The following is a 24,012-nucleotide window of genomic DNA, read 5'->3' as shown; positions in this document are numbered from 1 at the left end:
ACCGGAATTGCCCTTTTCCGGCTGGCTGGTCTTCTTCCCGTCGTACCAGATCGTCGCCGCGAGCCCGGTGATCAGCAGGGCGCACAGCAGGGCCCGGGCTGAAAGGAGTTCATGAGCTCCCCTGTCCGCGCGTCGCCTGGGGCGTGCCGCAGTGCGACATCCGCGCCGGCGGCAGAGGTACGGGCCCACCGTGGCGAGGCTGAAGCAACTGACGGAGTGTCTCAAGGGGGGCTGTCCTCCGCGTTCCCTGCCATGCGTTCGAGGACCCGGACGGCCGTGCGGTACTCGGCCGGCGTGATGCCGGTCATGCAGCGGTCGCGGAACGCGTCGACCCGTTCGGTCACGGCGGTCAGCCGGTGTCGGCCGTCCGGGGTGAGGGCGAGCCGGTCCGGTGCGGGGCGGGTCGCCCAGCCGTCGGTGAGCAGGGTGTCGACGGATGCCTTCAGGGTGAGGACGTCGGCGTTGACGGCGAGGGCCGACAGGACGGCGGAGTCGTCGGCTCCGGGGGTGTCGCGGACGACGTTGAGCACCTGCCAGTCGACGCGGGTGAGGCCGAACTCCGTCAGCGTGGCGTTCATGGCGCGGGTCAGGGCCTTGTCGGTGCGGTTGAGCCAGTAGCCGATGGGCTTCATGCGGGGGCTCCTTCGGGGGCGGGTTCGGTCAGCAGCCGTGGCCAGTCCTGTGCGGACGCCCACTGCGTGAAGGTGTGCCAGCCCACCTCGGGACAGGCGCGCCGCAGGCCGGCGACGTCGACGTCCAGACCGTGGGTGTTGAAGTACTCGAACATGGCAGCCAGGTCGGCGGAGTGGGCCCGGACGTACTGCAGGGGCACCTCGTGGTGGGTGACCGGGCGGCCGGTGGCGGTGGCGAGGACGGCCGCGATCTGTGCGGGCGTACAGGTGTCGGAGGCGATGTCGATGCGGCTGCCGGAGAACTCTTCGCGGCGGCTCATGACCAGGGCGGCGAACGCGCCGATGTCGGCGGCGGGGATGAGCGTGATCGGCCGGTCGGCGGGCATGGGCCAGCCGAAGGTGTTCTCGCGCAGCCCCTCCAGGGCCCAGCCGCCGGCGTGGTTGTCCATGAAGGCGGCCGGTGCGATCACCGTCCAGGGCACCCCGGACGCGCGCAGGTGCCGCTCGATCACGTACTTGCTCTCGTAGTGCGGTATGCCGGTGCCGCGGTCGGCGTGCGCGGCCGAGGTGAGGACGACGTGGCCGAGGCGGGCTGCCGCGGCGGCGTCGACCAGGGCCCGGCCCTGCCGGACTTCGGTGTCGGTGTCGGTGCCGAACGGGGTGGTGACCCCGAAGAGGGCGTCGGCGCCGGTGAGGGCCGCGTCGAGGGAGGCGCGGTCGTCGAAGTCGGCGTGACGGATCTCCGCGCCGAGGGTGCGCAGGGCGGTGGCGGCCGGCGCGTCGGGGCGGCGGGTCAGGGCGCGGACGCGGTGGCCGGCGGCCAGCAGGGCGCGGGCGGTGGCTCCGCCCTGGGCGCCGGTGGCGCCGGTGACGGCGACAGTGAGCATGGGTGTCCCCCAGTGGATAGAATGACTGCGTGGCGCAATAGCTGCGCCACGCAGGAGAATAGCAGTCGGTTGCTGCGTCGCGCAGCGATTTGGGAGGCGAGCCATATGACGGAGCCGAGCCGGGACCGGCTGTACGAGGAACTGTCCACGGAATCGCGCCGCTACCTGGCGGCCTACGTCCTGTTCAACCAGGCCGTCGCCGACCACCTCGGCCTGCACCCCACCGACGTGCAGTGTCTGAGCCTGCTGACGGCCGAGCCGGAACCCCTCACCGTCCGCCAGATCGCCGACATGACCGGCCTCACCACCGGCTCGGCCACCCGCCTGGTGGACCGGCTCGAACGCGGCGGCTATGTCGTCCGCACCCCCGACCGGCAGGACCGCCGCCGCGTCCTGGTCACCCCGGTACCGGAGCACATCGCCCGGGTCGCCGCTGTGTGGGGTGACCTCCGGCAGGGCTGGCAGGCCATCTTCGACGACCACACCGAGGCCGAACTCCAGGTGATCATCCGGCACATGCGCCGCGCGAACGACCTCAGCCGCACCCAGATCGAGCACCTGCGCAACCTGCCGAAACCGGACTGAGCCGACGAGGCGCGGCCGGCCGACGGGACGCGCAGGCGACCGGAGGGGCCCGGCCGCCCGATGCGCTCAGCCGGCCGGCGTCCCGGGCGTCTCCGATGTCTCCGGCGGCGGCGTGGCCGCCCCCGGCAGGCGTACCGTCGCCACGGTCCCGCCGCCCTGGGCCCGGGTCAGGGTGACCTTGCCGCCCGCCTGCTGGACGGTGCGGGCCACGATGGACAGGCCGAGGCCGGAGCCCGGCAGCGCACGTGCGCTCGGTGAGCGCCAGAAGCGGTCGAAGACGTGCGGGAGTTCGTCCTCGGGGATGCCGGGGCCGTGGTCCCGGACCGTCAGTACGCCCTCGCTCAGCTGCACCTCGATCGTGCCGCCCTCGGGGCTGAACTTCACCGCGTTGTCGAGGATGTTGACGACGGCCCGCTCCAGCGCGGAGGGCTCCGCCCGGACGTACCAGGGTTCGAGGCCGGACGTGATCGTCAGCTCGGGGCCGCGCAGCCGCGCCCGGCGCAGAGCCGCCTCGACCGTGTCCCGCAGCGCCACCACCTGGAGGCGCTCGCCGCGCTGGCCCTCCGGGCGGGACAGCTCCTGCAAGTCGCCGATCAGCGCGGCCAGTTCCGTCATCTGCGCCTTCACCGAGGCGAGCAGGGCCTTGCGGTCTTCCGGGTGGAGCGGCCGGCCCGTCTCCTCGCTGCGGGTGAGGAGTTCGATGTTCGTGCGCAACGACGTCAGCGGAGTACGGAGCTCATGGCCGGCGTCCGCGATCAGCTGCTGCTGGAGGTCACGGGAGCTGGCCAGGGAGGCGGTCATCGAGTTGAACGAGCGGGAGAGCCGGGCGACCTCGTCCTCGCTGTCGTCCTCCACCGGGATGCGGATCGTCAGGTCCTCGGTCCGGGCCACCTCCTCCACGGCCTCGGTGAGCTTGTCGACCGGGCGCAGGCCCGCACGGGCCACCACGAGGCCCGCGGCTCCGGCACCGACCACTCCGACGCCGGAGACGAGGAGCAGGATGAGTGCCAGGTCGTTGAGGGTCCGCTGGGTGTCCTTGAGGGACACGGCCACCATCAGGGCGACGCCCGGATAGCGCTGGGGAACCAGGCCGGGGCCTCCCATCAGTATCGGCACGGTCTTCACCCGTACGTCATTGCCGTGGGAGTCCTTGGCGTCGTGGTAGATGCGGACGTCGCCCTTCGCGGCCACCGCCGCGTCCTGCGCCGAGGGCGTCACGACTCCTTTGGAGTAGTTGAAGACGCAGATCTGGCCGTTCGGCATCACCACCTGCATGTAGTAGAAGGTGGGCCGCACCGCGTTGGGCGGCTGGTCCGAGGTCGTCGGGCAGGTGGCCAGGACCGTGGTGATCTGGTCCTCGGTCAGCCGCTGGTTGAAGTTGTCGAGCGTCTTGTTGACCTGCACGTCCAGTCTGCGCTGCACCATGAACCAGCAGGTGACCGAGACCGCCGCCACCGCGAACGCCACCGCCGCCGCGACCAGCATCGCCAGCCGGGCCCGGATCGGCAGTGAGCGGTAGCGCCGTACCAGCTTGTTCACTCGGCGCCGCCCTGGCGCAGGACGTACCCCACGCCCCGCACCGTGTGCACGAGACGCGGCTCGCCGCCGGCCTCGGTCTTGCGGCGCAGGTACATGACGTAGACGTCGAGCGAGTTGGAGGACGGCTCGAAGTCGAAGCCCCATACCGCCTTCAGGATCTGCTCACGGGTCAGTACCTGGCGCGGATGCGCCATGAACATCTCCAGCAGGGTGAACTCCGTGCGGGTCAGTTCCACCTGCCGGCCGCCCCGGGTGACCTCCCGGGTCGCGAGGTCCATGCGCAGGTCCGCGAAGGTGAGGGCCTCGTCCTCCTGCGCCTCGGCCGACACCGCCGCCGCGTACGAGCTGCGGCGCAGCAGCGCGCGGATACGGGCGAACAGCTCGTCCAGTTCGAAGGGTTTGACGAGGTAGTCGTCGGCGCCCGCATCCAGGCCGGTCACCCGGTCGCCGACCGTGTCCCTGGCCGTCAGCATCAGTATCGGCGTCGTGTCGCCGGCCCCGCGGATGCGGCGGGCCGCCGTCAGGCCGTCCATGCGCGGCATCTGGATGTCGAGGACGACCAGGTCGGGCTGGTAGACGGTGGCCTTGTCCAGCGCGTCCGCGCCGTCGACGGCCACCTCCGTGTCGTACCCCTCGAACGCGAGGCTGCGCTGGAGCGCCTCGCGTACGGCCGGCTCGTCGTCGACGATCAGGATGCGCTGGGGGTCACGGTCGCCTTCGGCGGGGCTCATCGCTCGCGATTCCTCAAGGTGCGGTGGACGGGACGGACGGACCCTCTCAGCCTGCCACGGCCGACGGTCCGGGCGGCGCACCGCCGAGGCCGGGCCCGCACCGCGGTGCGGGCAGTACGGCGCAGCGTCAGGCCTGCACCGCGGTGAGGCGGTGCAGCGGCACCTTGCGGCGGTGGAGGCGGGCGGCGGAGGTGCGCAGGCCCATCAGCTCGCGGGGGACCGGCGGCGGGGCCACCCCGGGGGCGCGGGGCGTCGGGAGGGGCGTGTGCAGATCACGGACGATCGACAGGGCGAGGGTGACGTCGGCGGGACGCAGGCCGGCGCTCTTGTGCGAGACATGCTGGATCATGACGTACTCCCTGCTGACTGAGGGTGGAGGGTTAGCTCTTGTCGCCCGCCCGCAGCTTGGCCAGGTCGGACTTGACGGTGTTGACGGGGATCGCGAAGCCGAGGCCGATGCTGCCCGCGTCCGAGGAAGAGGAGGACTGCCGGCTCGACGAGTACATCGCGGAGTTGATGCCGATGACGTTGCCGCTCGCGTCGATCAGCGCGCCGCCCGAGTTGCCGGGGTTCAGCGAGGCGTCGGTCTGTATGGCCTTGTAGGTCGTCGTGGACGAGCCCGGGTCGCCGTTGAACTCACGGCCGCCGAACTCGAACGGCCACTGACCGTCGCCGCCCTGGCCCTGACCCTGGTTCTCGTCGGTGGAGACGGTCACGTCCCGGTTGAGCGCGGAGACGATACCGCTGGTGACGGTGCCGGTCAGGCCCTCGGGGGAGCCGATCGCGACGACCGTGTCGCCGACCTGGACGCCCGACGAGTTGCCGAGCGAGGCCGGCTTCAGCCCGGAGGCGTCGCGCAGCTTGATCAGCGCGAGGTCCTTGGAGCTGTCGGTGCCGACGATGCCGGCGGTGTAGCTCTTGCCGTCGCTGGTGCGCACCTTGATGGACTGCGCGCCGGAGACGACGTGGTTGTTGGTGACGATCTCGCCGTTCGACGAGATGATCACGCCGGAGCCGGTGGAGGAGCCGCTGCCGAGGGTCGCCTGGATCTCGACGACGCTCGGGCTGACCGCGGCGGCGATCGCGGCGACGTCGCCCTTCTTGGCGGTCGGCACCACATGCGTGGTCGTACCGGCGGAGGCGACCGTGTCCTTGCCGGTCAGCTCCTGGAAGCCGTACGCCGTGGCGCCGCCGACCGCCGCGGCCACGATCGCGACGGCCGCGAGGAGGGCGACGGGGCCGCGGTTGCGCTTCCGGTGGTGGGGAGCGGGGGCCGTGGCCATGGCCGGCTCGTACGGCGGCGGAGGCGGCCACTCCGGGTTCACGGGAGCGGCGTAGCTGTGCTGCTGCGGCTGGGTGTGTGCACCCTGGCTCTCGGTCATGACCAGAAGACTCCCCCGTGACCATGAGAGCTTCCTGAGTGCTCGCTGAGAAGCCCGGCAGAACCTTGTTTGCCCGATATAAAGGCTCGGGACGGAGGCTCAGGATAAAGGGTCAGGCCTCGCAGCCGCAGGACGTTCGCACCACCAGCCGGGACGGGAACGTCTTCAGGCGCTCGCGGCGTGACCCCGCCACCCGCAGCCCGTCGTCCAGCACCAGATCGACCGCCGCACGCGCCATCGCCGAGCGGTCCGAGGCGACCGTGGTCAGCGGCGGGTCGGCCAGCGCCGCCTCCTTGATGTCGTCGAACCCGGCCACCGCCAGCTTGCCGGGCACGTCGATGCGCAGCTCCCGCGCGGCCCGCAGCAGGCCGATCGCCTGGTCGTCGGTGGAGCAGAAGATCGCCGGCGGCCGGTCGGGGCCGGAGAGGATGTCCAGGGCCACGCGATAGGCGTCGTAGCGGTTGTACGGCGCCTCGAACAGCCGGCCCTCGGTGGACAGCCCCGCCTCGGCCATGGCCCGCCTCCAGCCGTCGACGTGGTCGGAGACCGGGTCGCCGACGGCCGGCGTCTGAGCCGTACCGCCCATGCAGGCGACGTACTCGTAGCCGTGCTCCAGCAGGTGGCGTACGGCGAGCTGGGCGCCGCCGAGGTCGTCCGTGACCACGGCCACGTCGTCGATGGCCTCGGGGCGCTCGTGCAGCAGCACCACCCGGGCGTCCCAGGCGTCGATCTCGGCGGCGGCAAGGTCGTTCAGGGCGTGACTCACCAGGATCAGCCCGGAGACGCGCATGCCCAGGAAGGCGCGCAGATAGTGGACCTCGCGCTCGCCGATGTAGTCGGTGTTGCCGACCAGGACCATCTTTCCGCGCTCGGAGGCGGCCTGCTCGACCGCGTGGGCCATCTCGCCGAAGAAGGGCTGGCGGGCGTCCGGGATGATCAGGCCTATGAGGTCGGTGCGCCGGGACGCCATCGCCTGGGCGACCCGGTCGGGGCGGTACCCCAGTTCCTTGATCGCCGCGAGGACACGCTCGCGCGTGGCCGGGGCGACCGGCCGGGGTCCGTTGTTGATGACATAACTGACGACGGCGGTGGAGGTCCCAGCCAGCCGTGCCACGTCATCCCGAGTCACCTTGGCCACGCGCGGAGTCTACGCGGATTGACCTGCTCTGGGCAGGGCGTACCAGTCCTTGGATGTGCGCCCACAGCAACCGGGCGTCGAACTAGGCGTCCGCGTGGACCTCGGAGTCGTCCCGGACGGCCGATGCATCCGCATCCTCCGCCGTTGCGCGGATCCCCCCGGCCCGGTCCGCCTTGGCCCTGGGCTCCTCGGCGCTCCGGTCGGTCTTCTCGGGCGTGACGAACCGATAGCCGACGTTCCGGACGGTGCCGATCAGCGACTCGTGCTCCGGGCCGAGCTTGGCGCGCAGCCGCCGTACATGGACGTCCACCGTCCGGGTGCCGCCGAAGTAGTCGTAGCCCCACACCTCCTGCAGCAGCTGGGCGCGGGTGAAGACGCGGCCCGGGTGCTGGGCGAGGTACTTGAGCAGCTCGAACTCCTTGAAGGTGAGGTCGAGGACCCGGCCCTTGAGTTTCGCGCTGTACGTCGCCTCGTCCACGGACAGGTCGCCGTTGCGGATCTCCATCGGCGAGTCGTCGTTGACGATCTGCTGGCGACCCATGGCCAGCCGCAGCCGGGCCTCCACCTCGGCCGGGCCGGCCGTGTCGAGGAGTACGTCGTCGATGCCCCAGTCGGCGGTGACGGCGGCCAGACCGCCCTCGGTGACGACCAGGACCAGCGGACAGCCGGGGCCGGTGGAGCGCAGCAGCTGACACAGGCTGCGCACCTGGGGCAGGTCGCGGCGGCCGTCGACGAGGATGACGTCGGCGCCGGGGGTGTCGACGAGAGCGGGGCCCTCCGCCGGGGCCACACGCACGTTGTGCAGGAGCAGGCCGAGGGCGGGGAGCACCTCCGTCGACGGCTGGAGGGCGTTGGTCAGGAGCAGCAGAGAACTCATACGTCTGGTTCCTCCTCGGTCCCTGCGAGGCTGTGCGGACGGGCACTGCTCTGCGTTCCCGAAGGCCCCGTACACCGGCGGTCACCCGAGGGTTCCCGCTTCGTATACAACGCTTCCGAAAGCACAAAAGGACCCGGGGGCTGCGCTGCCCGAGTCCTCTGCCCAGCAGAATAGCCCACATGAGCAAGGGTCCGGCAGGTCATGTGGCACGTTCCACCGATCGTCCGTATCGCGAGACAGGCAGAGGGGCGCCTATCCGGACGTTTCTGTGCACGGCCGACGGCGTTCCGGTCGATTCCGTATACGACCCGGGCGCGGTCGTATACGAAACGCATCCGGACGCCTCCCGTACACCTTCACGCGACCTGGTGTTCGTCGTCGCCCACGGGTTCACCGGGGACGTGGACCGGCCGCACGTACGACGGGTGGCGGGCGTCCTGCGCGGTTACGGCGCGGTCCTCACCTTCTCCTTCCGCGGCCACGGACGCTCCGGCGGCCGTTCCACGGTCGGCGACAAGGAGGTCCTTGACCTCGCCGCGGCCGTCGAGCGAGCCCGTGCTCTCGGCCACGCGCGCGTGGTGACCGTCGGCTTCTCCATGGGCGGCTCGGTGGTCCTGCGGTTCGCGGCCCTGCACCCCGGTACGGCCAGTGCTGTCGTCTCGGTCAGCGCCCCGGCCCGCTGGTACTACCGGGGCACGGCCCCCATGCGCCGCCTGCACTGGCTGGTCACCCGTCCCGAGGGCCGCCTGGTCGGCCGCTACGGCCTGCGCACCCGCATCCACCACCGCGACTGGGACCCCGTGCCCCTGTCCCCGGTGGAGTCGGTCCCCAGGATCGCCCCCACACCTCTTCTGATCGTGCACGGCGACCGCGACGCCTACTTCCCCCTCGACCACCCCCGGATGCTCGCCGAGGCGGCCGGGGACCACGGGGAACTCTGGGTGGAGCCGGGCATGGGCCACGCCGAACACGCGTCCGACGACGCGCTCCTCGCCCGGATCGCGCGCTGGGCTGTGGGCCGGGCGGGCTAGCCTGACACCATCTGTCTTCTGTCCTTGTCCTTTTCTTGCCGTCGATTGAGGAACGAGATGCCCAAGGTCACGGTGCGCTACTGGGCCGCCGCCAAGGCCGCGGCCCAGGTCGCCGAGGAGCCGTACGACGCGGACACGCTCGCCGACGCGCTGGCCGCCGTGCGCGCGCGACACCCCGGTGAACTCACGCGCGTACTGCAGCGATGCTCCTTCCTCGTCGACGGTCACCCCGTCGGGACCCGCGCGCATGAGACGGTACGGCTGGCCGAGGGCGGCACGGTCGAGGTGCTCCCGCCGTTCGCAGGAGGGTGAGGCGATGAGCGACCAGCCGTATCAGGGCGGACAGCCCCATCAGGGCGGACAGCCGTACCAGGGCGGTCCGTACGAGGGCTACGACCCGTACCAGCAGCAGCAATGGTCCGCGTACGACCAGCAGCAGTACGACCAGCAGCAGTACGGACAGCAGCCCGGCTACGACCCCCAGCTGACCCAGCAGTGGCAGGGGCAGACCTGGGAGACGCAGACACACGGGTCGATGCAGATGCCGGCGCAGGCGGCGTATGTGCCGCCGCAGGCGTTCGAGGGCCAGTACGGCCAGCAGCACGCGCAGCCGTACCCGGCCGCTGCCCAGCCGCAGCCAGGAACGGGAACGGGACCCGCACCGGCGGCGGCGCCCGCCCCGGAAGCCGTGACGGAGGAGCCCGAGCCCGACTACGGGCCCGCCACGCTCGGCGGCAACTCCCGGATCACGGATGCCCAGCGGGCGCGCCTGGAGGGGCGTTCGCCGATCATCGAGCCCGGTATGCAGCCGGCGCTGCTGACCGCGGTGCTGGGCCTGCTGCTGGCCGCGACGGCGCCGGTCGCCTCGTACGCGCTGGTCGTCCCGCTCGTGCTGCTCCAGGCGGTGACGGCGGCGGGCTGGTTCCGGCTGAACGGCATGTGGCCGGCCCGGCAGGGCATCGCGCTGGCCTTCGCGGGCGGGCTCGCCGCGGACGTGGCCGTCCTGGCGGCCGGCCGCGATCACGTGCCCGCCGCGATCCTCGGCCCGCTCGGCGTCTGGGTCCTGCTGTGCCTGGTCCTGCAACTGCGCTCGCACGCCTCGCCGGACGAGCGGATGTACGGCCTGATGGCGACGGTCGTCTCGGCGGCGCTGTCGGTCCTGGCCACCGGGTACCTCGGCGCCGACCCGCACGCGGTGTCGGTGGGCGCGGCGGCGGTGGCGGTGGCGATCCTGGCGAGGGCGCTGCCGCTGCCCACCCTGGTGTCGGTGGTGGTCTCGGTACTGGCCGCCTCCGGCGCGGGGATCGCCGTGGGCGGCATGACGGGGCTGGGCGCGAAGGGCGCACTGCTGGGCGGGGCCGCGGCAGTGTGCGCGCTCATCGGTCACCGGGTCGCGAGCTACGACTACCCGTCCCGCTTCGTCCACTTCACCGCGGGCGTGGCGTTGCCTCTGTCGGCGGCGGCGCCGGTGGTGTGGGTCCTGGGGCGCGCGCTGGGCTAGGGGGCGTCGCTCGGATCATCCGGCCCGGCGGCGACTCCACCCCCACGGCGGGAAGCCGAAGGGCCGTACCCCCACTGGCGTCCAACCCCAGGGGTACGGCCCTTCGGCCCGTCACAGAACCCGCTCAGACCGCGATGGCGACCTCGGCCAGCGCGCCCTTCTCCGCCACGACGACCGTACGGTCCGCCGTGCCGCCGGGCACCAGCGCGCGCACGGTCCACGTGCCCTCGGCCGCGTAGAACCGGAACTGGCCGGTCGCCGAGGTGGGCACCTCGGCGGTGAACTCGCCGGTCGAGTCCAGCAGACGGACATAGCCCGTCACCGGCTCGCCGTCGCGGGTCACCTGACCCTGGATCGTGGTCTCACCGGGCTTGATCGTCGAGGCGTCCGGGCCGCCGGCCTTCGCTCCGCACATGCTGTCTCTCCAGAGGGGTTGGGATTACTTGTTGGCGCCGAGCTCGATCGGCACGCCGACGAGGGAGCCGTACTCGGTCCAGGAGCCGTCGTAGTTCTTGACGTTCTCGACGCCGAGCAGCTCGTGCAGCACGAACCAGGTCAGGGCCGAGCGCTCACCGATGCGGCAGTAGGCGATCGTGTCCTTGGCGAGGTCCACGTTCTCCTCGGCGTACAGGGCCTTGAGGTCCTCGTCCGACTTGAACGTGCCGTCGTCGTTGGCGTTCTTCGACCACGGGATGTTGCGCGCGGTCGGCACGTGGCCCGGGCGCTGCGACTGCTCCTGCGGGAGGTGCGCCGGGGCGAGCAGCTTGCCGGAGAACTCGTCGGGCGAGCGGACGTCGACCAGGTTGTGCGAGCCGATCGCGGCGACGACGTCGTCACGGAAGGCGCGGATCGAGGTGTCCTGCGGCTTGGCCTTGTAGTCCGTCTTCGGGCGCTCGGGGACCTCGTCGCCGGCGACCAGCTCGCGGGCGTCCAGCTCCCACTTCTTGCGGCCGCCGTCGAGGAGCTTGACGTTCTCGTGGCCGTACAGCTTGAAGTACCAGTAGGCGTACGACGCGAACCAGTTGTTGTTGCCGCCGTAGAGGACCACGGTGTGGTCGTTGGCGATGCCCTTCTCCGACAGGAGCTTCTCGAAGCCCTCCTGGTCGACGAAGTCGCGGCGGACCGGGTCCTGGAGGTCCTTGGTCCAGTCGATGCGGATCGCGTTCTTGATGTGGTTCTTGTCGTAGGCGGACGTGTCCTCGTCCACCTCGACGATGGCGATGGCCGGGTCGTCCAGGTGCTCCTGCAGCCAGTCGGCGTCGACCAGGACGTCGGTGCGGCTCATGCTCTTTCTCCTCCGGGGCAGTTGCGGCGGGGCGTGCGAGTAGAGGGGTGCGCGCTCGCGGGGCGGGCGGCGCACGGGTGCCCTTTCAAGCAGGGCGGCTGAGGGATGCGGAGGTCGGGGACGTCCGCTCAGAAGGGGCGACAGAGCATGGCGGCAACGCGGCACAGGTCCACTGCCCGCCGCTTCGTGAGATCCGCCTGTCGCTTCATGCCGACGATCGTAGGGACGTCCGGGCGGGCGTGTCACCGGTGTGTCATATGGCGAGACACGATCGTCCGTATGGCGGAATGAAGAAGCGCCCGGCGGCCGTCGCGCGGCCCGCCGAGCGCTTGCAGGAGTCTTCTCATCTACGGTACGGACGGCGTTGTCTCGCCACTCGGACGATCGGCGTCCGTCAGCGGTGTTCCTACCCCGCCAGCTTGACGTCGGAACCCTTCACTGTGATCTCCACACCGTTCTTCACGGCCTGCACCTTGTCCAGCTTGATGCCGCCGGGCAGCCGGTCGATGGCCTGCTGGAAGTCGGTGATCTCACGGATGCGGTTCTCGGCGATCGCGGCGGCGCCGAGGCGGGGCAGCGAGTCGGCGTGAACCTGCACCTTGTCGTTCTCGACGGTCACCGAACTGAGCACGGGCACGGTCTGCTTGATCCCGAGGGACGAGACGGTGCCCTCCACCATGACCTTGATCTTGCCGTTGCCGCCGTCGGAGAGGCCGACGATCCGGGCCGTGATCCCGGGGGCGACCTCCGTCGGCTTGGAGTCCGCGGTCTTCAGCAGCTCGGCGTAGGAGATCGTCGCGGTGCCGGTGGCGCTGTCCGCGGTGGCGGAGCTGTAGTCCCCGGAGAACGCGACGCCCTTCATGTCGGCCTTCAGGTCGTCGATCCTGATGGTCTGCCCCGCCTTGCCGGTGGCGGCCCGGTAGTCCTTGATCCCGACCTCGACGTCGTCGAGCGACCCGCCCGCGACCTGGGTCAGGAACGGGAACCCCTTGATGTCGACGTCCGGCGTCGAGGCCAGGTTCTCCGTCGCCTTCAGCTTGTCGGCGGCCTCCCCCTCGGCGAAGTGCACGGCCACCCGGTCCGCGATCACGAACAGCCCGCCCAGGATCACGACGAGGATCAGGATGATTCGCAGGGCGCGCATGTGGTGGTTCCCCCCGGACGAGAGCGGTGTACGGCTACGCCACGGTAACCCTGCGAGGGGCGGCCGAGCGGTGATTGTGGATCACTTGTGACAGGGGTCGCCCGGCCTACTCTGGAGTCATGTACGCACGGCGGCGTCACATCTACTTCGCCATGATGGGGACGTGCATCGGCCTCTTCGTCCTGGCGTGGGGAGTCGTGCGCCTCTGGTCGGTACCGGCGGCCGTCGGCATGTGCGTCGTGGCCATGATCATCCCGCCGGTCGCCGCGATGATCGCCAACCGGCGGGGCCCGGAGGACCGCTGGTGGGACGACCCCTCCGGCGATCCCCAGTCCGACGAGTGGTGGGACGAGCTGGACGGCAGGAAACGGCGGTAGCCCGAGCCTCAGCCCGTCCAGGGCTGCCAGACCCCCTTGCCGTCCGCCGCGTTGTACCAGTACTGCTTGTCGCCGCGCATGCCGGCGGTGCGGAACGGTCTGCCGTGGTCGTCGATGCGGGTCGTGCCCTGCCGGTCGCCGCTGCTCCAGACGAGTTCGAGGTACCAGTCGACGTCCTGGGCGGCCGTGGCGGCGTCGATGTTCAGCACCTCCGGGTCGTCGGCGGACACCTTGTAGGGGAAGTCCGTGGCCCGGGTCTTGATGTTCCCCTCGTGTCCCGGCACCGCCTTCGCGCTCGGGGCCTGGGCGTCGAGGTCGACGGCGAAGGACGCCGGGGCCAGATCACCGCCGCACTGCCCGCCCATGGTGAAGGCGTTCCACGCGGGGGCCTTGCGGGTGCCGGTGACACGGACGTGCAGCCCGTGCAGCACGACCGGCCGGCTGCTGTCGCCCTGCACGGTCACCTGCAGCCGCAGATGCCCGGCGGGCACGGCACCCAGCGCGGCGGCCCAGCCGTCGGTGGCCTGGCTCGCGGGGGGCGGAGCCACCTTCTTCGGGTCGCTGTTCAGCAGGAACCACTGGTCACAGGAGTTGTCCCAGTTGTTGGTCAGCACGTTGACGTGGAACGGGGCCGAGGCGGGCGCGGTCGCCGGGTGCGAGGGGCCGCGGGAGGATCCGGCGGAGTCCGCCCGGCCGACGGCCCGGGACGGGGAGCCGGTGGGGGATGTGCTCCCGGTGGGGGCGGAGTCGGCGGTGGTCGCCCTGCCGCCGTGCGGGACGCGGGCCGCGGACCCGTCGGCGGTCCCGTCCGCGGTCGGGTCGGCGACAGAGCGCGCGGAGGGCCTGCCGGAGTCCTGCGCGGCGGTGACCAGGGCCGGCACGGCGACGGCGGCGACGGCCACCGCGCCGGCGGCGATCAGCAGCCGTGGGCGACGGAGGCGGGCGGTACGGGACGTGCGGAGGGCCGCAGGGGCGGGGGCGGTCTTCAGGTCCGGTGCGGTCTCCCCTGCCCCCGCGTCGGCCTCTGCCCCTGCCTCGGCCTCTGCCCCTGCCTGGGCCTCTGCTCCTGCCTGGGCCTCTGCTCCTGCCTCTGCCCCTGCTCCTGACGCCTCTGGCCGCCGGGTCGCGCCCTCGGCCGAACGCCCCGTGGAGACGGCATCCGCCACCGAGGGGTCCCCACCTGGCCGTCCCCCGTCCCGGCGGCGGGACGCGTCCGCCAGGATCCAGCGGCGGTGCAGCTCGACCAGTTCCTCCGCGCTCGCCCCGCACACCCGGGCGAACCGTTCCAGCGGCGCGTACTCGGTCGGCACCGCCGTGCCGTTGCAGTAGCGGTGCAGTGTGGACGTGCTGACGTGGAGCCGTTTGCCGAGCGCGCCGTAACTGCGCCCGGACCGGTCCTTTAATGCGCGGAGCAACTCCGCCAGCGCGTCCGTCTCCCGGCCCATGCCACCCTCCCCATCCCGGAACGGCATTCCAGGCTCTGCCGTTTCCCCTGGTGAGAGTGCGCAAAAGCGTTCCAGGGTTCCGCATTTCCCGGCGGTCATGGCGACTGGGACAAATCTCACTCCACAGTTCGGTGCAGCGGCCGGTCCACCAGGCCCGGCCACCGAGCGAACCACCAACGGGAGACACACATGTCCGCCAAGCGCATCCTCGTCACCGCCGCCACGCTGGCCCTCGGCTCCGCCGCCGTCGTCGGCTGCAGCGGCACCTCGTCGGCCTCCGGCTCCACGCCGTCCGCGTCCGCCGTCCGGGCCACGACCGCGTCGCCGTCCCACGCCACCGGTACGCCGGGAACGCACGCCTCGTCCATCGGTGGCAGCACGGCGCAGGCCGGCTCCCGCACGAGCGCGACGGGCGACGCCCACCGCACCGCCACCGGCTCCGGGAACAAGAAGGCTCCCTCCTGCCGGGCCGACCAGCTCACCGTCACCGCCGCGCCGGTGTCCCGTCCCCTGAACCACCTGCTGATCACCGCCAAGAACACCAGCGGCAGCCCGTGCGACCTGGGGATCATCGGCCTGGTCACCTTCGACGGCAAGATCAGGGCCACCACCCCGGACGGCATCGGCGGCGGACCCAACATCCTCCAGCCGGGCCAGAGCTCCTACGAGGGCGTGTCCCTGGACCAGCAGGACGCCCCCGGCAGCGGAACGCACACCTCGACGCTCTCCGTGCAGCTCGACGGCGGTGACACCGTCCGGATTCCCGTGAAGACGTACGTCCACGCCCCCAAGATCACGGTCTGGGAGCCCACGGCGGCGGACGCCCTCGTCCTCTGAGACGCGTGAGCAGGCGCTCGTCTCAGCCGATCACGGTGGATCAGTAGACGAGCGCCTGCGTGTCGTCGGCGAGGGATTCCTGTACGAAGACCTGCGCGCCCGCGATCCGTACGCCCTCGATGACGTCCTTCTCGGTGATCTCCCGCCGGGCGGCACACTGCGTGCACAGCGTGATGCGCCCGGCGGCGAGGATCGACTCGATCAGATCCGGCAGCGGCGCCGCGTGCGGCAGCTCGAACTCCGCGGCCCGCCCCGGCAGCGCGAACCAGGACGACTCCCCGGTCAGCCACAGCGACACCTCGACGCCGCTGGCGACGGCCACCGCGGCCACCGTGAACGCCTGCGAACAGCGCTCGGGGGCGTCCGCCCCGGCCGTCACCTTGATCACGAGCTTCTTGGTCATGCCGGAAGCGTAGCCGCGGCGACGATCGTGACGAGCAGCGTGGCGACACAGAGAGCGGTGAGTACGCCGCTCATGGTGGCGCCGTCGAACCGGGTCCGCCGTCGGCGCCGGTGCCGGGATCGGGTGGCGAAACCGGGGTGGAAGGGCGGGAGCGCATAACCCGGTGAGAGGGGGACCGAGTCTCCTGACGCGCCGTGCTCCGCCCGGTACCGCTTGCACTCCTCGTACGGGAGACCGCCCTGGATGCCGCTCATGCGCGGTGCTCCTGCCGCTGGTGCTGGCGCAGCAGCACATTGGCGTCGGTCTCCGCGCTGCGATCGCACACCGCCCGTGCCATCTCCCGCAGCTCGGCCATTCTCATGCACGCCGGGCAACCGGGGACCGGCCGGGGCGGGCGGCTGAGGTCGTCGGGGTCGGGCGGAACGGCCCGCGTACGGCCGTTCCTTGCGTGGACACTCGCGCTGAGGCGTTCGCGGTCGGTGGCCGGGCGCACCGCGGCGGGATCGGCCTGCCACTCGCGGCCACCGCCGAGGGGGCGCAGCAGCGCGTACGGCCCCGAGCGGTCCTGGTACTCGCCGACGCGCTGGGTGGCGGGGTCGTAGAGCAGGGCGCCGGGTTCGTAGCCGGCCGGTTCCGTTCTCATGGCGTTCGCTCCTTTGCTCAACTTCTATACGGAATGCGACAGTTGCACTACTCTGCGTGCTCCTGGGCTGATACGAGGATGGTCCAGGGCGGAGACGGACACGAGCGGAATGGCGGCTAGTGCCACAGGCGGCGGCCCAAATTCCACAAATTCCACAAGCAGGGAGGGCGCGGTGCCGCAGCGGAGGGCGATCACGGGGCGAAGCCAGGAGCCGAGGGTTCGTTTCGCCGAGGAGCTGCGGTTACTGCGGGCCGCCCGGGGCGTGAGCCTGCGGACGCTGGCCGACGCGGTGGGCTGGGACGCGTCCCTCTTCGGCAAGCTGGAGAACGGCCACACACTGGGCGGGCCGGAGGTGGCGCAGGCGCTGGACCAGTACTACGGCACGGGGCGATTGCTGCTGACCCTCTGGGAGTTGGCGATGGCGGACCCGACGCAGTTCAAGGAGCGGTATCGGCGGTACATGGTGGCGGAGGCCGAGGCGGTGAGCCTGTGGCAGTACTCCGTAAGCCGACCGCCGGGGCTGCTGCAGACGGCGGGATACGCGCGAGAAGCACTCGCCGCGGGTGGCCTCAGCGGGGAGGAGCTGGATCAGCAGGTGGGTGCGCGCATCGGACGGCGGCACGTGCTGGAGGGCAACTGCGCACCGCCGTTTCGAGTCATTCTCTGGGAAGCGGTGCTGCGCAACTCGCTGCGTGACCCCGGCGAGTGGCGTGAGCAGCTCACGTATCTGGCGCAGGCTGCGGAGCGCCCGAACATCACCCTCTACGTGCTGCCCTTCGGCGCCGGTCTGCACGGCATGGACAGCACCGACACCATGTTCCTCCATCTGCCCGACGGTCGTACCGTGGCCTACGTAGAGAACGACGTGCGGGGTGAACTCATCGAGGAAACAACCAGGGTTGGGCGTCTGCAGCGCACCTATGATGACGTGCGCGACCTGGCGTTGAGCCCCGCCGAGTCGCGAACGTTCATCTTGCGGATGTTGGAGGAAGCGCCATGCGAGCCATCGACCTGAGCAACGTGACCTGGCGCAAGAGCTCGTACAGCAACTCGGACGGCGGCAACTGCGTCGAGGTCGCTGACAACCTTCCCCTCGTCCCCGTCCGCGACAGCAAGGACACCACCCGCACCTCCCTGCTGATCGGCGCGGGCGCCTGGTCCGCCTTCGTGGACGGAGTCAAGCGGGGCTGATCAGCCGAAGAGTCCTGCGTTCAGGGGGGTGCCCACCAGGTCTGTGACGTCTGACAGGGCCGCAGAATCATCGTTCTGGGCGTGGGCAGTGGTCGGCATGACCGCCAGCAACAGCCCGGCAGCCACACCCGTCGCCATCGTGCGCAGCACCTTGAGCATGCTCTTCTCTCCGAATCTCAGGTGGGACCTGGATCAAGGTTCGGTGCCGGCCGGTGCCGGGGCGAGCCGGGCGGGCTGAATGGGGCCGGGGCCCTGGTCGGCCCACCTCGTCAAGAGAGCCCGAGCAGGGCCGCGTAAGCTGGGCCCCGGCTCTGTCGTATGCCCACCCTCGCTCAAGGAGCACCCGTGGAGATCTTCTTCGAAACCCTGCTGGTCCTGGTCTGCGTCGGCGTGCTCGCCTTCGCCGGTCTGACCGTGAAGAAGCTGTACCAGGGCCAGCGCTGACCACTCCCACCCAGGAAACGCCCCTCATGATCGAGATCCCGTCCGACCTGCACAAGGACCTCGTCCCGCTCGCCTTCCTGCTCGGCAACTGGGCCGGTGCGGGCGTGCACGACTTCCCCGGCTCGGAGAAGTGCAACTTCGGCCAGGAGGTCAGCTTCACCCACGACGGCCGGGACTTCCTGGAGTACCACTCCCAGACCTGGGTGCTGGACAACGACGGCAACAAGGTCCGCCCGCTGGAGTCGGAGCACGGCTTCTGGCGGATCGACGCCGACCGCAAGGTCGAGGTGACGATGACCCGCGACGACGGTGTCATCGAGATCTGGTACGGCGAGATGGCCGACAAGAAGCCGCAGATCGACCTGGTCACGGACGCCGTCGCCCGGACGGCCGCCTCGCAGCCCTACAGCGGTGGCAAGCGGCTCTACGGCTACGTCAAGAGCGACCTCATGTGGGTCGGCGAGAAGCAGACCCCCGAGGTCGAGCTCCGCCCCTACATGTCGGCCCACCTGAAGAAGGTCGTCACCCCGGAGGACGTCGAGCGCTGGGCCAAGGCCCTCCCGGACGACCTCCCGGACGACGGGATCGCTTTCTTCAAGTAGGCCCCGCACCAAGTGGTCCTAGACTCTGTGGTGTGGTGAGCACTGACTGGAAGAGCGACCTCAGGCAGCGCGGCTACCGGCTGACGCCGCAGCGGCAGCTTGTCCTCGAAGCCGTGGACACCCTTGAGCACGCGACCCCCGACGACATCCTCAGCGAGGTGAGGAAGACGGCGTCGGGGGTCAACATTTCCACGGTCTACCGGACCCTGGAGCTGCTGGAGGAGCTGGGCCTGGTCAGCCACGCCCATCTGGGGCACGGTGCGCCGACCTACCACCTCGCCGACCGCCACCACCATCTGCACCTGGTGTGCCGGGACTGCGAGAACGTGATCGAGGCCGATGTGGACGTCGCCTCCGAGTTCACGGCGAAGCTGCGCGCGCAGTTCGGGTTCGACACCGACATGAAGCACTTCGCGATCTTCGGCCGGTGCAAGGACTGTTCCCTGAAGAGTTCAACTACCACGTCGTAGGCTGGCCCTATGAAGAGCCCCCTGCTGACCCTGCCCGGCGCCGTCCCCGCCGAGGGCGTGGACGAAGGCGTCGCCGCCCACTACGGCGACCTGTTCCGCGAGCAGCGCGCCCTCGCCGACGGCACCGGATTCGTCGACCTGTCCCACCGGGGCGTCGTCACCGTCAGCGGCGACGACCGGTTGAGCTGGCTGCACCTCCTCCTCACCCAGCACGTCAGCGAGCTGCCGGCCGGTGAGGCGACCGAGGCGCTGATCCTGTCCGCGCACGGGCACATCGAGCACGCGCTGTACCTGGTGGACGACGGTACGACCGTGTGGGCGCACGTCGAGCCGGGTACGCAGGACGCGCTGATCGCGTACCTGGAGTCGATGAAGTTCTTCTACCGGGTGGAGGTCGCCGACCGAACGGGTGACATCGCCGTGGTGCACCTGCCCGCCGGGTCCATCGCCGAGGTGCCGGACGGGGTCGTCGTACGGGAGACGGCGTACGGCCGTGATCTGTTCCTGCCGCGTGCCGACCTGGAGTCCTTCGCGGCCACGCACGGCCCGGCCGCCGGGCTCCTCGCCCACGAGGCGCTGCGCGTCGAGCACCACCGGCCGCGGCTCGGTTTCGAGACCGACCACCGGACGATTCCGCACGAGCTGGGCTGGATCGGTACGGCCGTGCATCTGCAGAAGGGCTGCTACCGGGGGCAGGAGACGGTCGCCCGGGTCCAGAACCTGGGCAAGCCGCCGCGCCGTCTGGTCTTCCTGCACCTCGACGGCAGCGACGTCCATCTGCCGGTGCCGGGTACGGAGATCCGCATCGCGGACGAGGGGCCGGAGGGCCGGAAGATCGGCTTCGTGACGACGTCCGTACGGCACCACGAGCTGGGGCCGGTGGCACTGGCGCTGGTGAAGCGGAACGTGCCCGTCGACGCGCGGCTCCTGGCCGGAGAGACAGCGGCGGCGCAGGAGGTCGTGGTCGAGCCGTAGCGCCGTGGGGCGGGGGCCGTGTGGCGGCTGCGGGTCCGGGGTGGTTGCTCGCGCAGTTCCCCGCGCCCCTTGCGGGGCGGTCATCGCCGTCGTAGTGCCTAAATCTCCAGCAGCACCGTAAAGGGCCCGTCGTTCGTCAGAGACACCCGCATCTGTGCGCCGAAGCGGCCCGTGGCCACCGTCGCCCCCAGTCCCCGCAGCTGGGCCACGACCTCGTCCACCAGCGGCTCGGCGACGTCACCCGGAGCCGCCGCGTTCCAGGTGGGCCGGCGGCCCTTGCGGGCGTCGCCGTAGAGGGTGAACTGGCTGATGACCAGCAGGGGGGCGTCGATGTCGCTGCATGACCTCTCGTCCTGCAGCATCCGGATCGACCAGAGCTTGCGGGCCAGCTGCGCCGCCTTCTCCTTGGTGTCCTCATGGGTCACCCCGACGAGGACGCACAGCCCCTCACCCTCGATCGCGCCGACCGTCTCGCCGTCCACGACGACGCTCGCGCCGTCCACTCTCTGCACCACCGCACGCATGCGGACCATCATGCCGGGTGCCCGGTACGCGGATATAGAGGGTCCAATATAGATCTCTTACCCCCCATCTGGGGCTGTTCGGGGGCACTCGGTCACTTAGTGGCCAGTTGGGGTGGCACGATGCTCCCACACGCCGGTCGAGGGGACGGTCAGAAGCACATGAGCACACCGAGTACCAGCGGGCGGCTGGAAACGCAGGGGGCGCAGGGGGCGCAGGGGACGGAGTCGGCCCTCTCCGTGGAGCCGGCCCTTTCCGTGGAGTCGACCCTTTCCGTGGAGCCGGCCCTGCCCGCCGAGCCTCCCGCGCCCGACCTGGCCCGGCTGAGCCTGCCCGAGCTGCGCACCCTGCGCCGCGACGCCCAGCGCGACGAGGCGGACCTCAGCTATGTGCGGCGGCTGCTGCAGGGCAGGATCGACATCCTGCGTGCCGAGCTGTGCCGGCGCGGCCGGGCGTCCGTGCCCGCCCCGGCGGACGGCTCCATGGTCGACCGGCTCCCGGAGATCCTCAAGGACGCCCCGGCCCGGCACCGTTCCTCGGCCCGCCATGTCACGCTCGGCACCCCGCACAACGAGGAGTACCGGCAACTGGCCGCCGAGATGCTCGCCGAGGTCGAGTTGTCGGACCTGGAAGCGCGGACGGACCTGGAACTGACCATGGCCATGGGCCGCCTGGTCCGCTACGAGCAGGAGGTCTCCCGTCGCCGCCAGCACCTGCAGCGCACGACCGACGACTGCAGCGCGGAGATCGCCCGCCGCTACCGGGTGGGCGAGGCCCAGGTGGACGACCTGCTGCTCTGAGTCGGCGAAATGCAGGCGACAGGTTCCGGGGGCGCCGCCTACCGTGACCCCATGAGCGACGTCCGAAGCGTCACCGAGGCCGAGTTCGAGGACTGGCTGCGCGCCCATGCCGTCGGGTTTCTGCGGCCGCCCGTCGTGACACCTGAGCAGGTCGACGCCCGCCGCGGCCAGTTCGTGCCGGGCCGGCTGCTCGGGGCCTTCGACGACGGCCGTTGTGTGGCCACCTTCCGGTCCTTCACCCAGGAACTGACCGCGGTCGGCGGCGCGTCCGTGCCCGCGGACGCCATCACCAACGTCAGTGTCACCGCCACCCACCGCCGCCGCGGTCTGCTGAGCCGCATGATGGCGCAGGACCTGGCCGCGGCGAAGGAGCGCGGTGACGTCGTCGCCACCCTGATCGCCGCCGAGTACCCGATCTACGGCCGCTACGGCTTCGGTCCGGCCACCTGGGCGAACGAGTGGACCATCGAGGTGCCCCGGGCGGGCCTCGACCCCCGCTGGTCGGGCCCGGGTGACGGAGGCCGGATCGAGCTGGTGGACGGCGAGGACGTGCGCAAGCTCGGCCCCGAGCTGTTCGAGCGGTTCCGCCGCCTGCAGCCCGGCGCGGTCAGCCGCGACGAGCTGTGGTGGCAGGTGAACACCGGGGCGGTCCGCTTCTACGACGACTGGACCGAGCCCTTCTACGCCGTCTACCGCGCGGCCCATGGCGAGGTCGAGGGGCTGGTGGCGTACAAGTCCGACGAGACCTGGACCGGCAAGCAGCCGGATCAGACCGCCAGTGTGCTGGGGCTCGTCGCCACCACGACGGCGGCCGAGCGCGCCCTGTGGCACTTCCTGTGCTCCATCGACTGGATCACCAAGGTCAAGTGCGGCTACCGAGGCCCCGACGATCTGCTCCCGCGCTATCTTCCCGACCCGCGCGCGGCACGGATCATCTCGCACGCGGACTGGCTCTGGCTGCGGATCCTGGACGTCGTACGGGCCCTGGAGGCGCGGACGTACGACGGGGCGGGCGCGGTCGTCCTGGAGGTCGTGGACGGACGGGGGTCCCCCCGCGCGAGCGAGGCCGAGCGCGGGGGAGGACTCGCCGCGGGCCGGTTCCGGCTGGAGGCCTCGCCCGACGGGGCGTCCTGCACCCCGACGACCGCGAGCGCCGATCTGACGCTGGACGTGGGCGAGTTGGCCTCGGTCTGGCTCGGGGGTGAGTCCCTGCTGCGGCTGGTCGCGCTCGGCCGGGTGCAGGAAGAAAGAGAGGGCGCCGCCCGGAAGGCCGACGCCCTGTTCCGCTCGCCCGGGCGGCCGTGGTGCCCGGACATCTTCTGACCGCTCCTCTCTCCCGGTGGCGCTGACCGTTCATCCGTAGCGAGCTGTTCAGTTGTGGCTGTGCTGCGCTGTTCAGTTGTGGCTGTGCGAGGTCGTCTTCAGTTGTGACTGTGCGCTTCGGTGGCCGTCCCCTGTCCGGACTCCCGGCTCCCCTCCGGAAGGGAGCCCGATCGGCCAACCACTGGGAAGCTTGACCATGTCGTGAAGTTGGCAGCCAACTTCACTGTACTTATCTCCGTTGGGAAGCGACTCATAACCAGCCGTCGGCGAACTGCCGCAACTTGGCGGGAAGTTGTAGTGTTTGTCCGTGGACCCGGAGCACGCCTCCGCCAATGGACGGACGAGGTCACACCGGCCTCATGCGTCCCGCGACATCGCCGACGAACTGCGCACCCGGATCAGGTCCGGTGTGCTGCGGGCGGGCCAGCGCATGCCCACGCAGGCCGCGCTGGCCGACGAGTTCGGTGTCGAACGGGGCGCGGTACGGCAGGCGTTGCGCATCCTGCAGTCGGAGCGGCTGCTGACCAACGTTTCCAAGGGCAGCCCGGCCACGGTGGCGGCGGTGCCGGGGCCGGCGGGCCCGCCGGCCGGACCGGCGGCGCCGCCGCAGCCCACCATGGTGAGCCTCGCGCCCCGTATCGCGGAGGCCTTCGCCGTCCCGCACGTGCGCATCGACGCCCTGTGCCTGACCGCGGTCTCGCTCACGATGGCCATCGGGGAGCCGCTCCGACAGATCCACGCCAGGCGGTTGAAACCGGCCAAGATCGACGTCCGGGTGCTGCTGCCCAGCCGTGACATCGACCTCGCCTTCCCGGCGCCCGTGGCCGCCGACGACCGCGGTCTGCTGCACCGCCGCTGGCTGGCCCAGCGCAACGCCCAGGGCCTGGTGCTGCGGCAGAACCTGCAGGCCCTGTACGCCACCCACGGCGTCGACGTACGGGTCTGCTTCCGGGCCCTGCCGTTCACCCCGCCGGTCAAGCTGTATCTGCTCAACGGCTCCGAGGCGTTGTTCGCGTACTACACGCTCGGGCGGCGCGAACGGGAGATCGACCACGCGCACCTGGAGCTGTACGACGTCGACGGCACGCGCTCGATGCTGTTCGCGTTCGAGCGGCGTGCCGGGCAGCGGGACGCCGCGTTCGTGGAGCAGTCGCGGCTGTGGTTCGACGCGCTGTGGGAGACGATCAGCTCGGAGCTGCTCCTCAGCCCCTAGCCCGACCGAGTCCCCTGGCCCGTCCTCGCGAACCG

Annotated in this window: 32 protein-coding genes; 14 read left to right on the top strand and 18 right to left on the bottom strand. The window is 71.0% G+C overall.

The window, feature by feature from the left end; all coding sequences use genetic code 11:
- Nucleotides 1-221: 221 nt before the first annotated feature.
- Together ACZ41I_RS29335 and ACZ41I_RS29330 are read right to left on the bottom strand one after the other, a co-directional pair.
- Nucleotides 222-632 carry a MarR family winged helix-turn-helix transcriptional regulator gene (locus tag ACZ41I_RS29335; protein ID WP_399774555.1) on the bottom strand — a complete coding sequence of 137 codons (411 nt, stop codon included), beginning with the start codon at nucleotides 630-632 and terminating at the stop codon, nucleotides 222-224.
- Nucleotides 629-1,519, bottom strand: a complete 891-nt coding sequence (locus tag ACZ41I_RS29330) for an NmrA/HSCARG family protein (protein WP_468515475.1) — start codon at nucleotides 1,517-1,519, stop codon at nucleotides 629-631. The genes ACZ41I_RS29335 and ACZ41I_RS29330 overlap by 4 nt, the downstream gene beginning before the upstream one ends.
- A gap of 105 nt (nucleotides 1,520-1,624) precedes the next feature.
- On the opposite strand from ACZ41I_RS29330, the gene ACZ41I_RS29325 reads away from it, so the two are divergent.
- Complete coding sequence (locus ACZ41I_RS29325; protein WP_363216945.1) at nucleotides 1,625-2,104, top strand: MarR family winged helix-turn-helix transcriptional regulator; 480 nt, start codon at nucleotides 1,625-1,627, stop codon at nucleotides 2,102-2,104.
- Between the two features lie 66 nt (nucleotides 2,105-2,170).
- On the opposite strand, the gene ACZ41I_RS29320 is transcribed toward ACZ41I_RS29325, so the two are convergent.
- From ACZ41I_RS29320 to ACZ41I_RS29295, 6 genes are all read right to left on the bottom strand, one after another.
- Nucleotides 2,171-3,643 carry a HAMP domain-containing sensor histidine kinase gene (locus ACZ41I_RS29320; protein WP_399774549.1) on the bottom strand — a complete coding sequence of 491 codons (1,473 nt, stop codon included), beginning with the start codon at nucleotides 3,641-3,643 and terminating at the stop codon, nucleotides 2,171-2,173.
- Nucleotides 3,640-4,374: a response regulator transcription factor gene (locus ACZ41I_RS29315; protein ID WP_363216947.1), complete on the bottom strand. Its 735-nt coding sequence runs from the start codon at nucleotides 4,372-4,374 to the stop codon at nucleotides 3,640-3,642. The genes ACZ41I_RS29320 and ACZ41I_RS29315 overlap by 4 nt, the downstream gene beginning before the upstream one ends.
- 127 nt (nucleotides 4,375-4,501) lie before the next feature.
- On the bottom strand, nucleotides 4,502-4,723 hold the full coding sequence (locus ACZ41I_RS29310) for a hypothetical protein (RefSeq protein ID WP_363216948.1): 222 nt from the start codon (nucleotides 4,721-4,723) through the stop codon (nucleotides 4,502-4,504).
- A 31-nt stretch (nucleotides 4,724-4,754) separates the two neighbouring features.
- Nucleotides 4,755-5,756 (bottom strand): S1C family serine protease, encoded by a 1,002-nt coding sequence (locus tag ACZ41I_RS29305; protein WP_468515474.1) that lies wholly within the window; start codon nucleotides 5,754-5,756, stop codon nucleotides 4,755-4,757.
- Between the two features lie 112 nt (nucleotides 5,757-5,868).
- Entirely contained in the window at nucleotides 5,869-6,894 is a 1,026-nt protein-coding gene (locus ACZ41I_RS29300; RefSeq protein WP_363216950.1) for a LacI family DNA-binding transcriptional regulator, read from the bottom strand.
- 82 nt (nucleotides 6,895-6,976) lie between these two features.
- The gene (locus ACZ41I_RS29295; RefSeq protein WP_468515473.1) at nucleotides 6,977-7,771 is read right to left on the bottom strand and encodes a winged helix-turn-helix transcriptional regulator; all 795 of its coding nucleotides are present in this window, start codon (nucleotides 7,769-7,771) and stop codon (nucleotides 6,977-6,979) included.
- A 179-nt stretch (nucleotides 7,772-7,950) separates the two neighbouring features.
- Here ACZ41I_RS29295 and ACZ41I_RS29290 point away from each other — a divergent pair, with 179 nt between their 5' ends.
- From ACZ41I_RS29290 to ACZ41I_RS29280, 3 genes are read left to right on the top strand one after another with little or no spacing between them, the layout of a single operon-like run.
- Nucleotides 7,951-8,802: an alpha/beta hydrolase family protein gene (locus ACZ41I_RS29290; protein WP_399774539.1), complete on the top strand. Its 852-nt coding sequence runs from the start codon at nucleotides 7,951-7,953 to the stop codon at nucleotides 8,800-8,802.
- Between the two features lie 57 nt (nucleotides 8,803-8,859).
- Nucleotides 8,860-9,114, top strand: a complete 255-nt coding sequence (locus ACZ41I_RS29285; protein WP_351030841.1) for a MoaD/ThiS family protein — start codon at nucleotides 8,860-8,862, stop codon at nucleotides 9,112-9,114.
- A 4-nt stretch (nucleotides 9,115-9,118) separates the two neighbouring features.
- On the top strand, nucleotides 9,119-10,303 hold the full coding sequence (locus ACZ41I_RS29280) for a hypothetical protein (protein ID WP_468515472.1): 1,185 nt from the start codon (nucleotides 9,119-9,121) through the stop codon (nucleotides 10,301-10,303).
- A 124-nt stretch (nucleotides 10,304-10,427) separates the two neighbouring features.
- On the opposite strand, the gene ACZ41I_RS29275 is transcribed toward ACZ41I_RS29280, so the two are convergent.
- The 4 genes from ACZ41I_RS29275 to ACZ41I_RS29260 form a co-directional block, all read right to left on the bottom strand.
- Nucleotides 10,428-10,718 carry a DUF1416 domain-containing protein gene (locus ACZ41I_RS29275; protein ID WP_043502058.1) on the bottom strand — a complete coding sequence of 97 codons (291 nt, stop codon included), beginning with the start codon at nucleotides 10,716-10,718 and terminating at the stop codon, nucleotides 10,428-10,430.
- A 24-nt stretch (nucleotides 10,719-10,742) separates the two neighbouring features.
- A complete protein-coding gene (locus tag ACZ41I_RS29270; RefSeq protein ID WP_363216953.1) occupies nucleotides 10,743-11,588 on the bottom strand; it encodes a sulfurtransferase in 846 nt (281 codons plus the stop codon).
- A 128-nt stretch (nucleotides 11,589-11,716) separates the two neighbouring features.
- The gene (locus tag ACZ41I_RS29265) at nucleotides 11,717-11,797 is read right to left on the bottom strand and encodes an Ms5788A family Cys-rich leader peptide (protein WP_350751515.1); all 81 of its coding nucleotides are present in this window, start codon (nucleotides 11,795-11,797) and stop codon (nucleotides 11,717-11,719) included.
- 197 nt (nucleotides 11,798-11,994) lie between these two features.
- Complete coding sequence (locus ACZ41I_RS29260) at nucleotides 11,995-12,732, bottom strand: DUF2993 domain-containing protein (RefSeq protein WP_399774531.1); 738 nt, start codon at nucleotides 12,730-12,732, stop codon at nucleotides 11,995-11,997.
- Nucleotides 12,733-12,851: 119 nt separating this feature from the next.
- On the opposite strand from ACZ41I_RS29260, the gene ACZ41I_RS29255 reads away from it, so the two are divergent.
- Complete coding sequence (locus ACZ41I_RS29255; protein WP_363216955.1) at nucleotides 12,852-13,109, top strand: DUF3099 domain-containing protein; 258 nt, start codon at nucleotides 12,852-12,854, stop codon at nucleotides 13,107-13,109.
- An 8-nt stretch (nucleotides 13,110-13,117) separates the two neighbouring features.
- Here the strand turns inward: ACZ41I_RS29255 and ACZ41I_RS29250 are convergent, their stop codons facing one another.
- Nucleotides 13,118-14,554 (bottom strand): helix-turn-helix domain-containing protein, encoded by a 1,437-nt coding sequence (locus ACZ41I_RS29250; RefSeq protein ID WP_468515471.1) that lies wholly within the window; start codon nucleotides 14,552-14,554, stop codon nucleotides 13,118-13,120.
- Nucleotides 14,555-14,743: 189 nt separating this feature from the next.
- Here ACZ41I_RS29250 and ACZ41I_RS29245 point away from each other — a divergent pair, with 189 nt between their 5' ends.
- Entirely contained in the window at nucleotides 14,744-15,391 is a 648-nt protein-coding gene (locus ACZ41I_RS29245) for a DUF4232 domain-containing protein (protein ID WP_399774525.1), read from the top strand.
- Between the two features lie 40 nt (nucleotides 15,392-15,431).
- Here ACZ41I_RS29245 and ACZ41I_RS29240 read toward each other — a convergent pair whose 3' ends face one another.
- From ACZ41I_RS29240 to ACZ41I_RS29230, 3 genes are read right to left on the bottom strand one after another with little or no spacing between them, the layout of a single operon-like run.
- The gene (locus ACZ41I_RS29240; protein ID WP_363216958.1) at nucleotides 15,432-15,794 is read right to left on the bottom strand and encodes a DsrE family protein; all 363 of its coding nucleotides are present in this window, start codon (nucleotides 15,792-15,794) and stop codon (nucleotides 15,432-15,434) included.
- A complete protein-coding gene (locus tag ACZ41I_RS29235) occupies nucleotides 15,791-16,048 on the bottom strand; it encodes a hypothetical protein (protein WP_399774520.1) in 258 nt (85 codons plus the stop codon). The genes ACZ41I_RS29240 and ACZ41I_RS29235 overlap by 4 nt, the downstream gene beginning before the upstream one ends.
- Entirely contained in the window at nucleotides 16,045-16,437 is a 393-nt protein-coding gene (locus tag ACZ41I_RS29230; RefSeq protein ID WP_363216960.1) for a hypothetical protein, read from the bottom strand. Before ACZ41I_RS29230 ends, ACZ41I_RS29235 begins: the two co-directional genes overlap by 4 nt.
- A 172-nt stretch (nucleotides 16,438-16,609) precedes the next feature.
- On the opposite strand from ACZ41I_RS29230, the gene ACZ41I_RS29225 reads away from it, so the two are divergent.
- The gene (locus tag ACZ41I_RS29225) at nucleotides 16,610-17,452 is read left to right on the top strand and encodes a helix-turn-helix domain-containing protein (protein WP_399774517.1); all 843 of its coding nucleotides are present in this window, start codon (nucleotides 16,610-16,612) and stop codon (nucleotides 17,450-17,452) included.
- Nucleotides 17,434-17,628: a DUF397 domain-containing protein gene (locus ACZ41I_RS29220; RefSeq protein WP_468515470.1), complete on the top strand. Its 195-nt coding sequence runs from the start codon at nucleotides 17,434-17,436 to the stop codon at nucleotides 17,626-17,628. Before ACZ41I_RS29225 ends, ACZ41I_RS29220 begins: the two co-directional genes overlap by 19 nt.
- Here the strand turns inward: ACZ41I_RS29220 and ACZ41I_RS29215 are convergent, their stop codons facing one another.
- A complete protein-coding gene (locus ACZ41I_RS29215) occupies nucleotides 17,629-17,787 on the bottom strand; it encodes a hypothetical protein (RefSeq protein ID WP_363216963.1) in 159 nt (52 codons plus the stop codon). It abuts the gene before it with no gap.
- Between the two features lie 311 nt (nucleotides 17,788-18,098).
- On the opposite strand from ACZ41I_RS29215, the gene ACZ41I_RS29210 reads away from it, so the two are divergent.
- From ACZ41I_RS29210 to ygfZ, 3 genes are read left to right on the top strand one after another with little or no spacing between them, the layout of a single operon-like run.
- Complete coding sequence (locus ACZ41I_RS29210) at nucleotides 18,099-18,674, top strand: heme-binding beta-barrel domain-containing protein (RefSeq protein ID WP_363216964.1); 576 nt, start codon at nucleotides 18,099-18,101, stop codon at nucleotides 18,672-18,674.
- A 32-nt stretch (nucleotides 18,675-18,706) separates the two neighbouring features.
- Nucleotides 18,707-19,144 (top strand): Fur family transcriptional regulator, encoded by a 438-nt coding sequence (locus ACZ41I_RS29205; protein WP_468515469.1) that lies wholly within the window; start codon nucleotides 18,707-18,709, stop codon nucleotides 19,142-19,144.
- A 9-nt stretch (nucleotides 19,145-19,153) separates the two neighbouring features.
- Nucleotides 19,154-20,119, top strand: coding sequence for a CAF17-like 4Fe-4S cluster assembly/insertion protein YgfZ (ygfZ, locus tag ACZ41I_RS29200; protein ID WP_363216965.1), 966 nt, complete (start codon nucleotides 19,154-19,156; stop codon nucleotides 20,117-20,119).
- Nucleotides 20,120-20,217: 98 nt separating this feature from the next.
- Here ygfZ and dtd read toward each other — a convergent pair whose 3' ends face one another.
- Nucleotides 20,218-20,643: a D-aminoacyl-tRNA deacylase gene (dtd, locus tag ACZ41I_RS29195; RefSeq protein ID WP_363216986.1), complete on the bottom strand. Its 426-nt coding sequence runs from the start codon at nucleotides 20,641-20,643 to the stop codon at nucleotides 20,218-20,220.
- Between the two features lie 159 nt (nucleotides 20,644-20,802).
- Here dtd and ACZ41I_RS29190 point away from each other — a divergent pair, with 159 nt between their 5' ends.
- The 3 genes from ACZ41I_RS29190 to ACZ41I_RS29180 all read left to right on the top strand — a co-directional run bounded on the left by ACZ41I_RS29190 (nucleotide 20,803) and on the right by ACZ41I_RS29180 (nucleotide 23,977).
- The gene (locus tag ACZ41I_RS29190; RefSeq protein ID WP_468320638.1) at nucleotides 20,803-21,441 is read left to right on the top strand and encodes an RsiG family protein; all 639 of its coding nucleotides are present in this window, start codon (nucleotides 20,803-20,805) and stop codon (nucleotides 21,439-21,441) included.
- Between the two features lie 51 nt (nucleotides 21,442-21,492).
- On the top strand, nucleotides 21,493-22,764 hold the full coding sequence (locus ACZ41I_RS29185; RefSeq protein WP_468320635.1) for a GNAT family N-acetyltransferase: 1,272 nt from the start codon (nucleotides 21,493-21,495) through the stop codon (nucleotides 22,762-22,764).
- Between the two features lie 301 nt (nucleotides 22,765-23,065).
- The gene (locus tag ACZ41I_RS29180; RefSeq protein ID WP_468515468.1) at nucleotides 23,066-23,977 is read left to right on the top strand and encodes a winged helix-turn-helix domain-containing protein; all 912 of its coding nucleotides are present in this window, start codon (nucleotides 23,066-23,068) and stop codon (nucleotides 23,975-23,977) included.
- Nucleotides 23,978-24,012: the final 35 nt, after the last annotated feature.

It is taken from the genome of Streptomyces sp. NPDC030799, assembly GCF_055572255.1.
The sequence above is the reverse complement of the archived record's forward strand: the minus strand, read 5'-3'. Positions and strand labels throughout refer to the sequence as shown.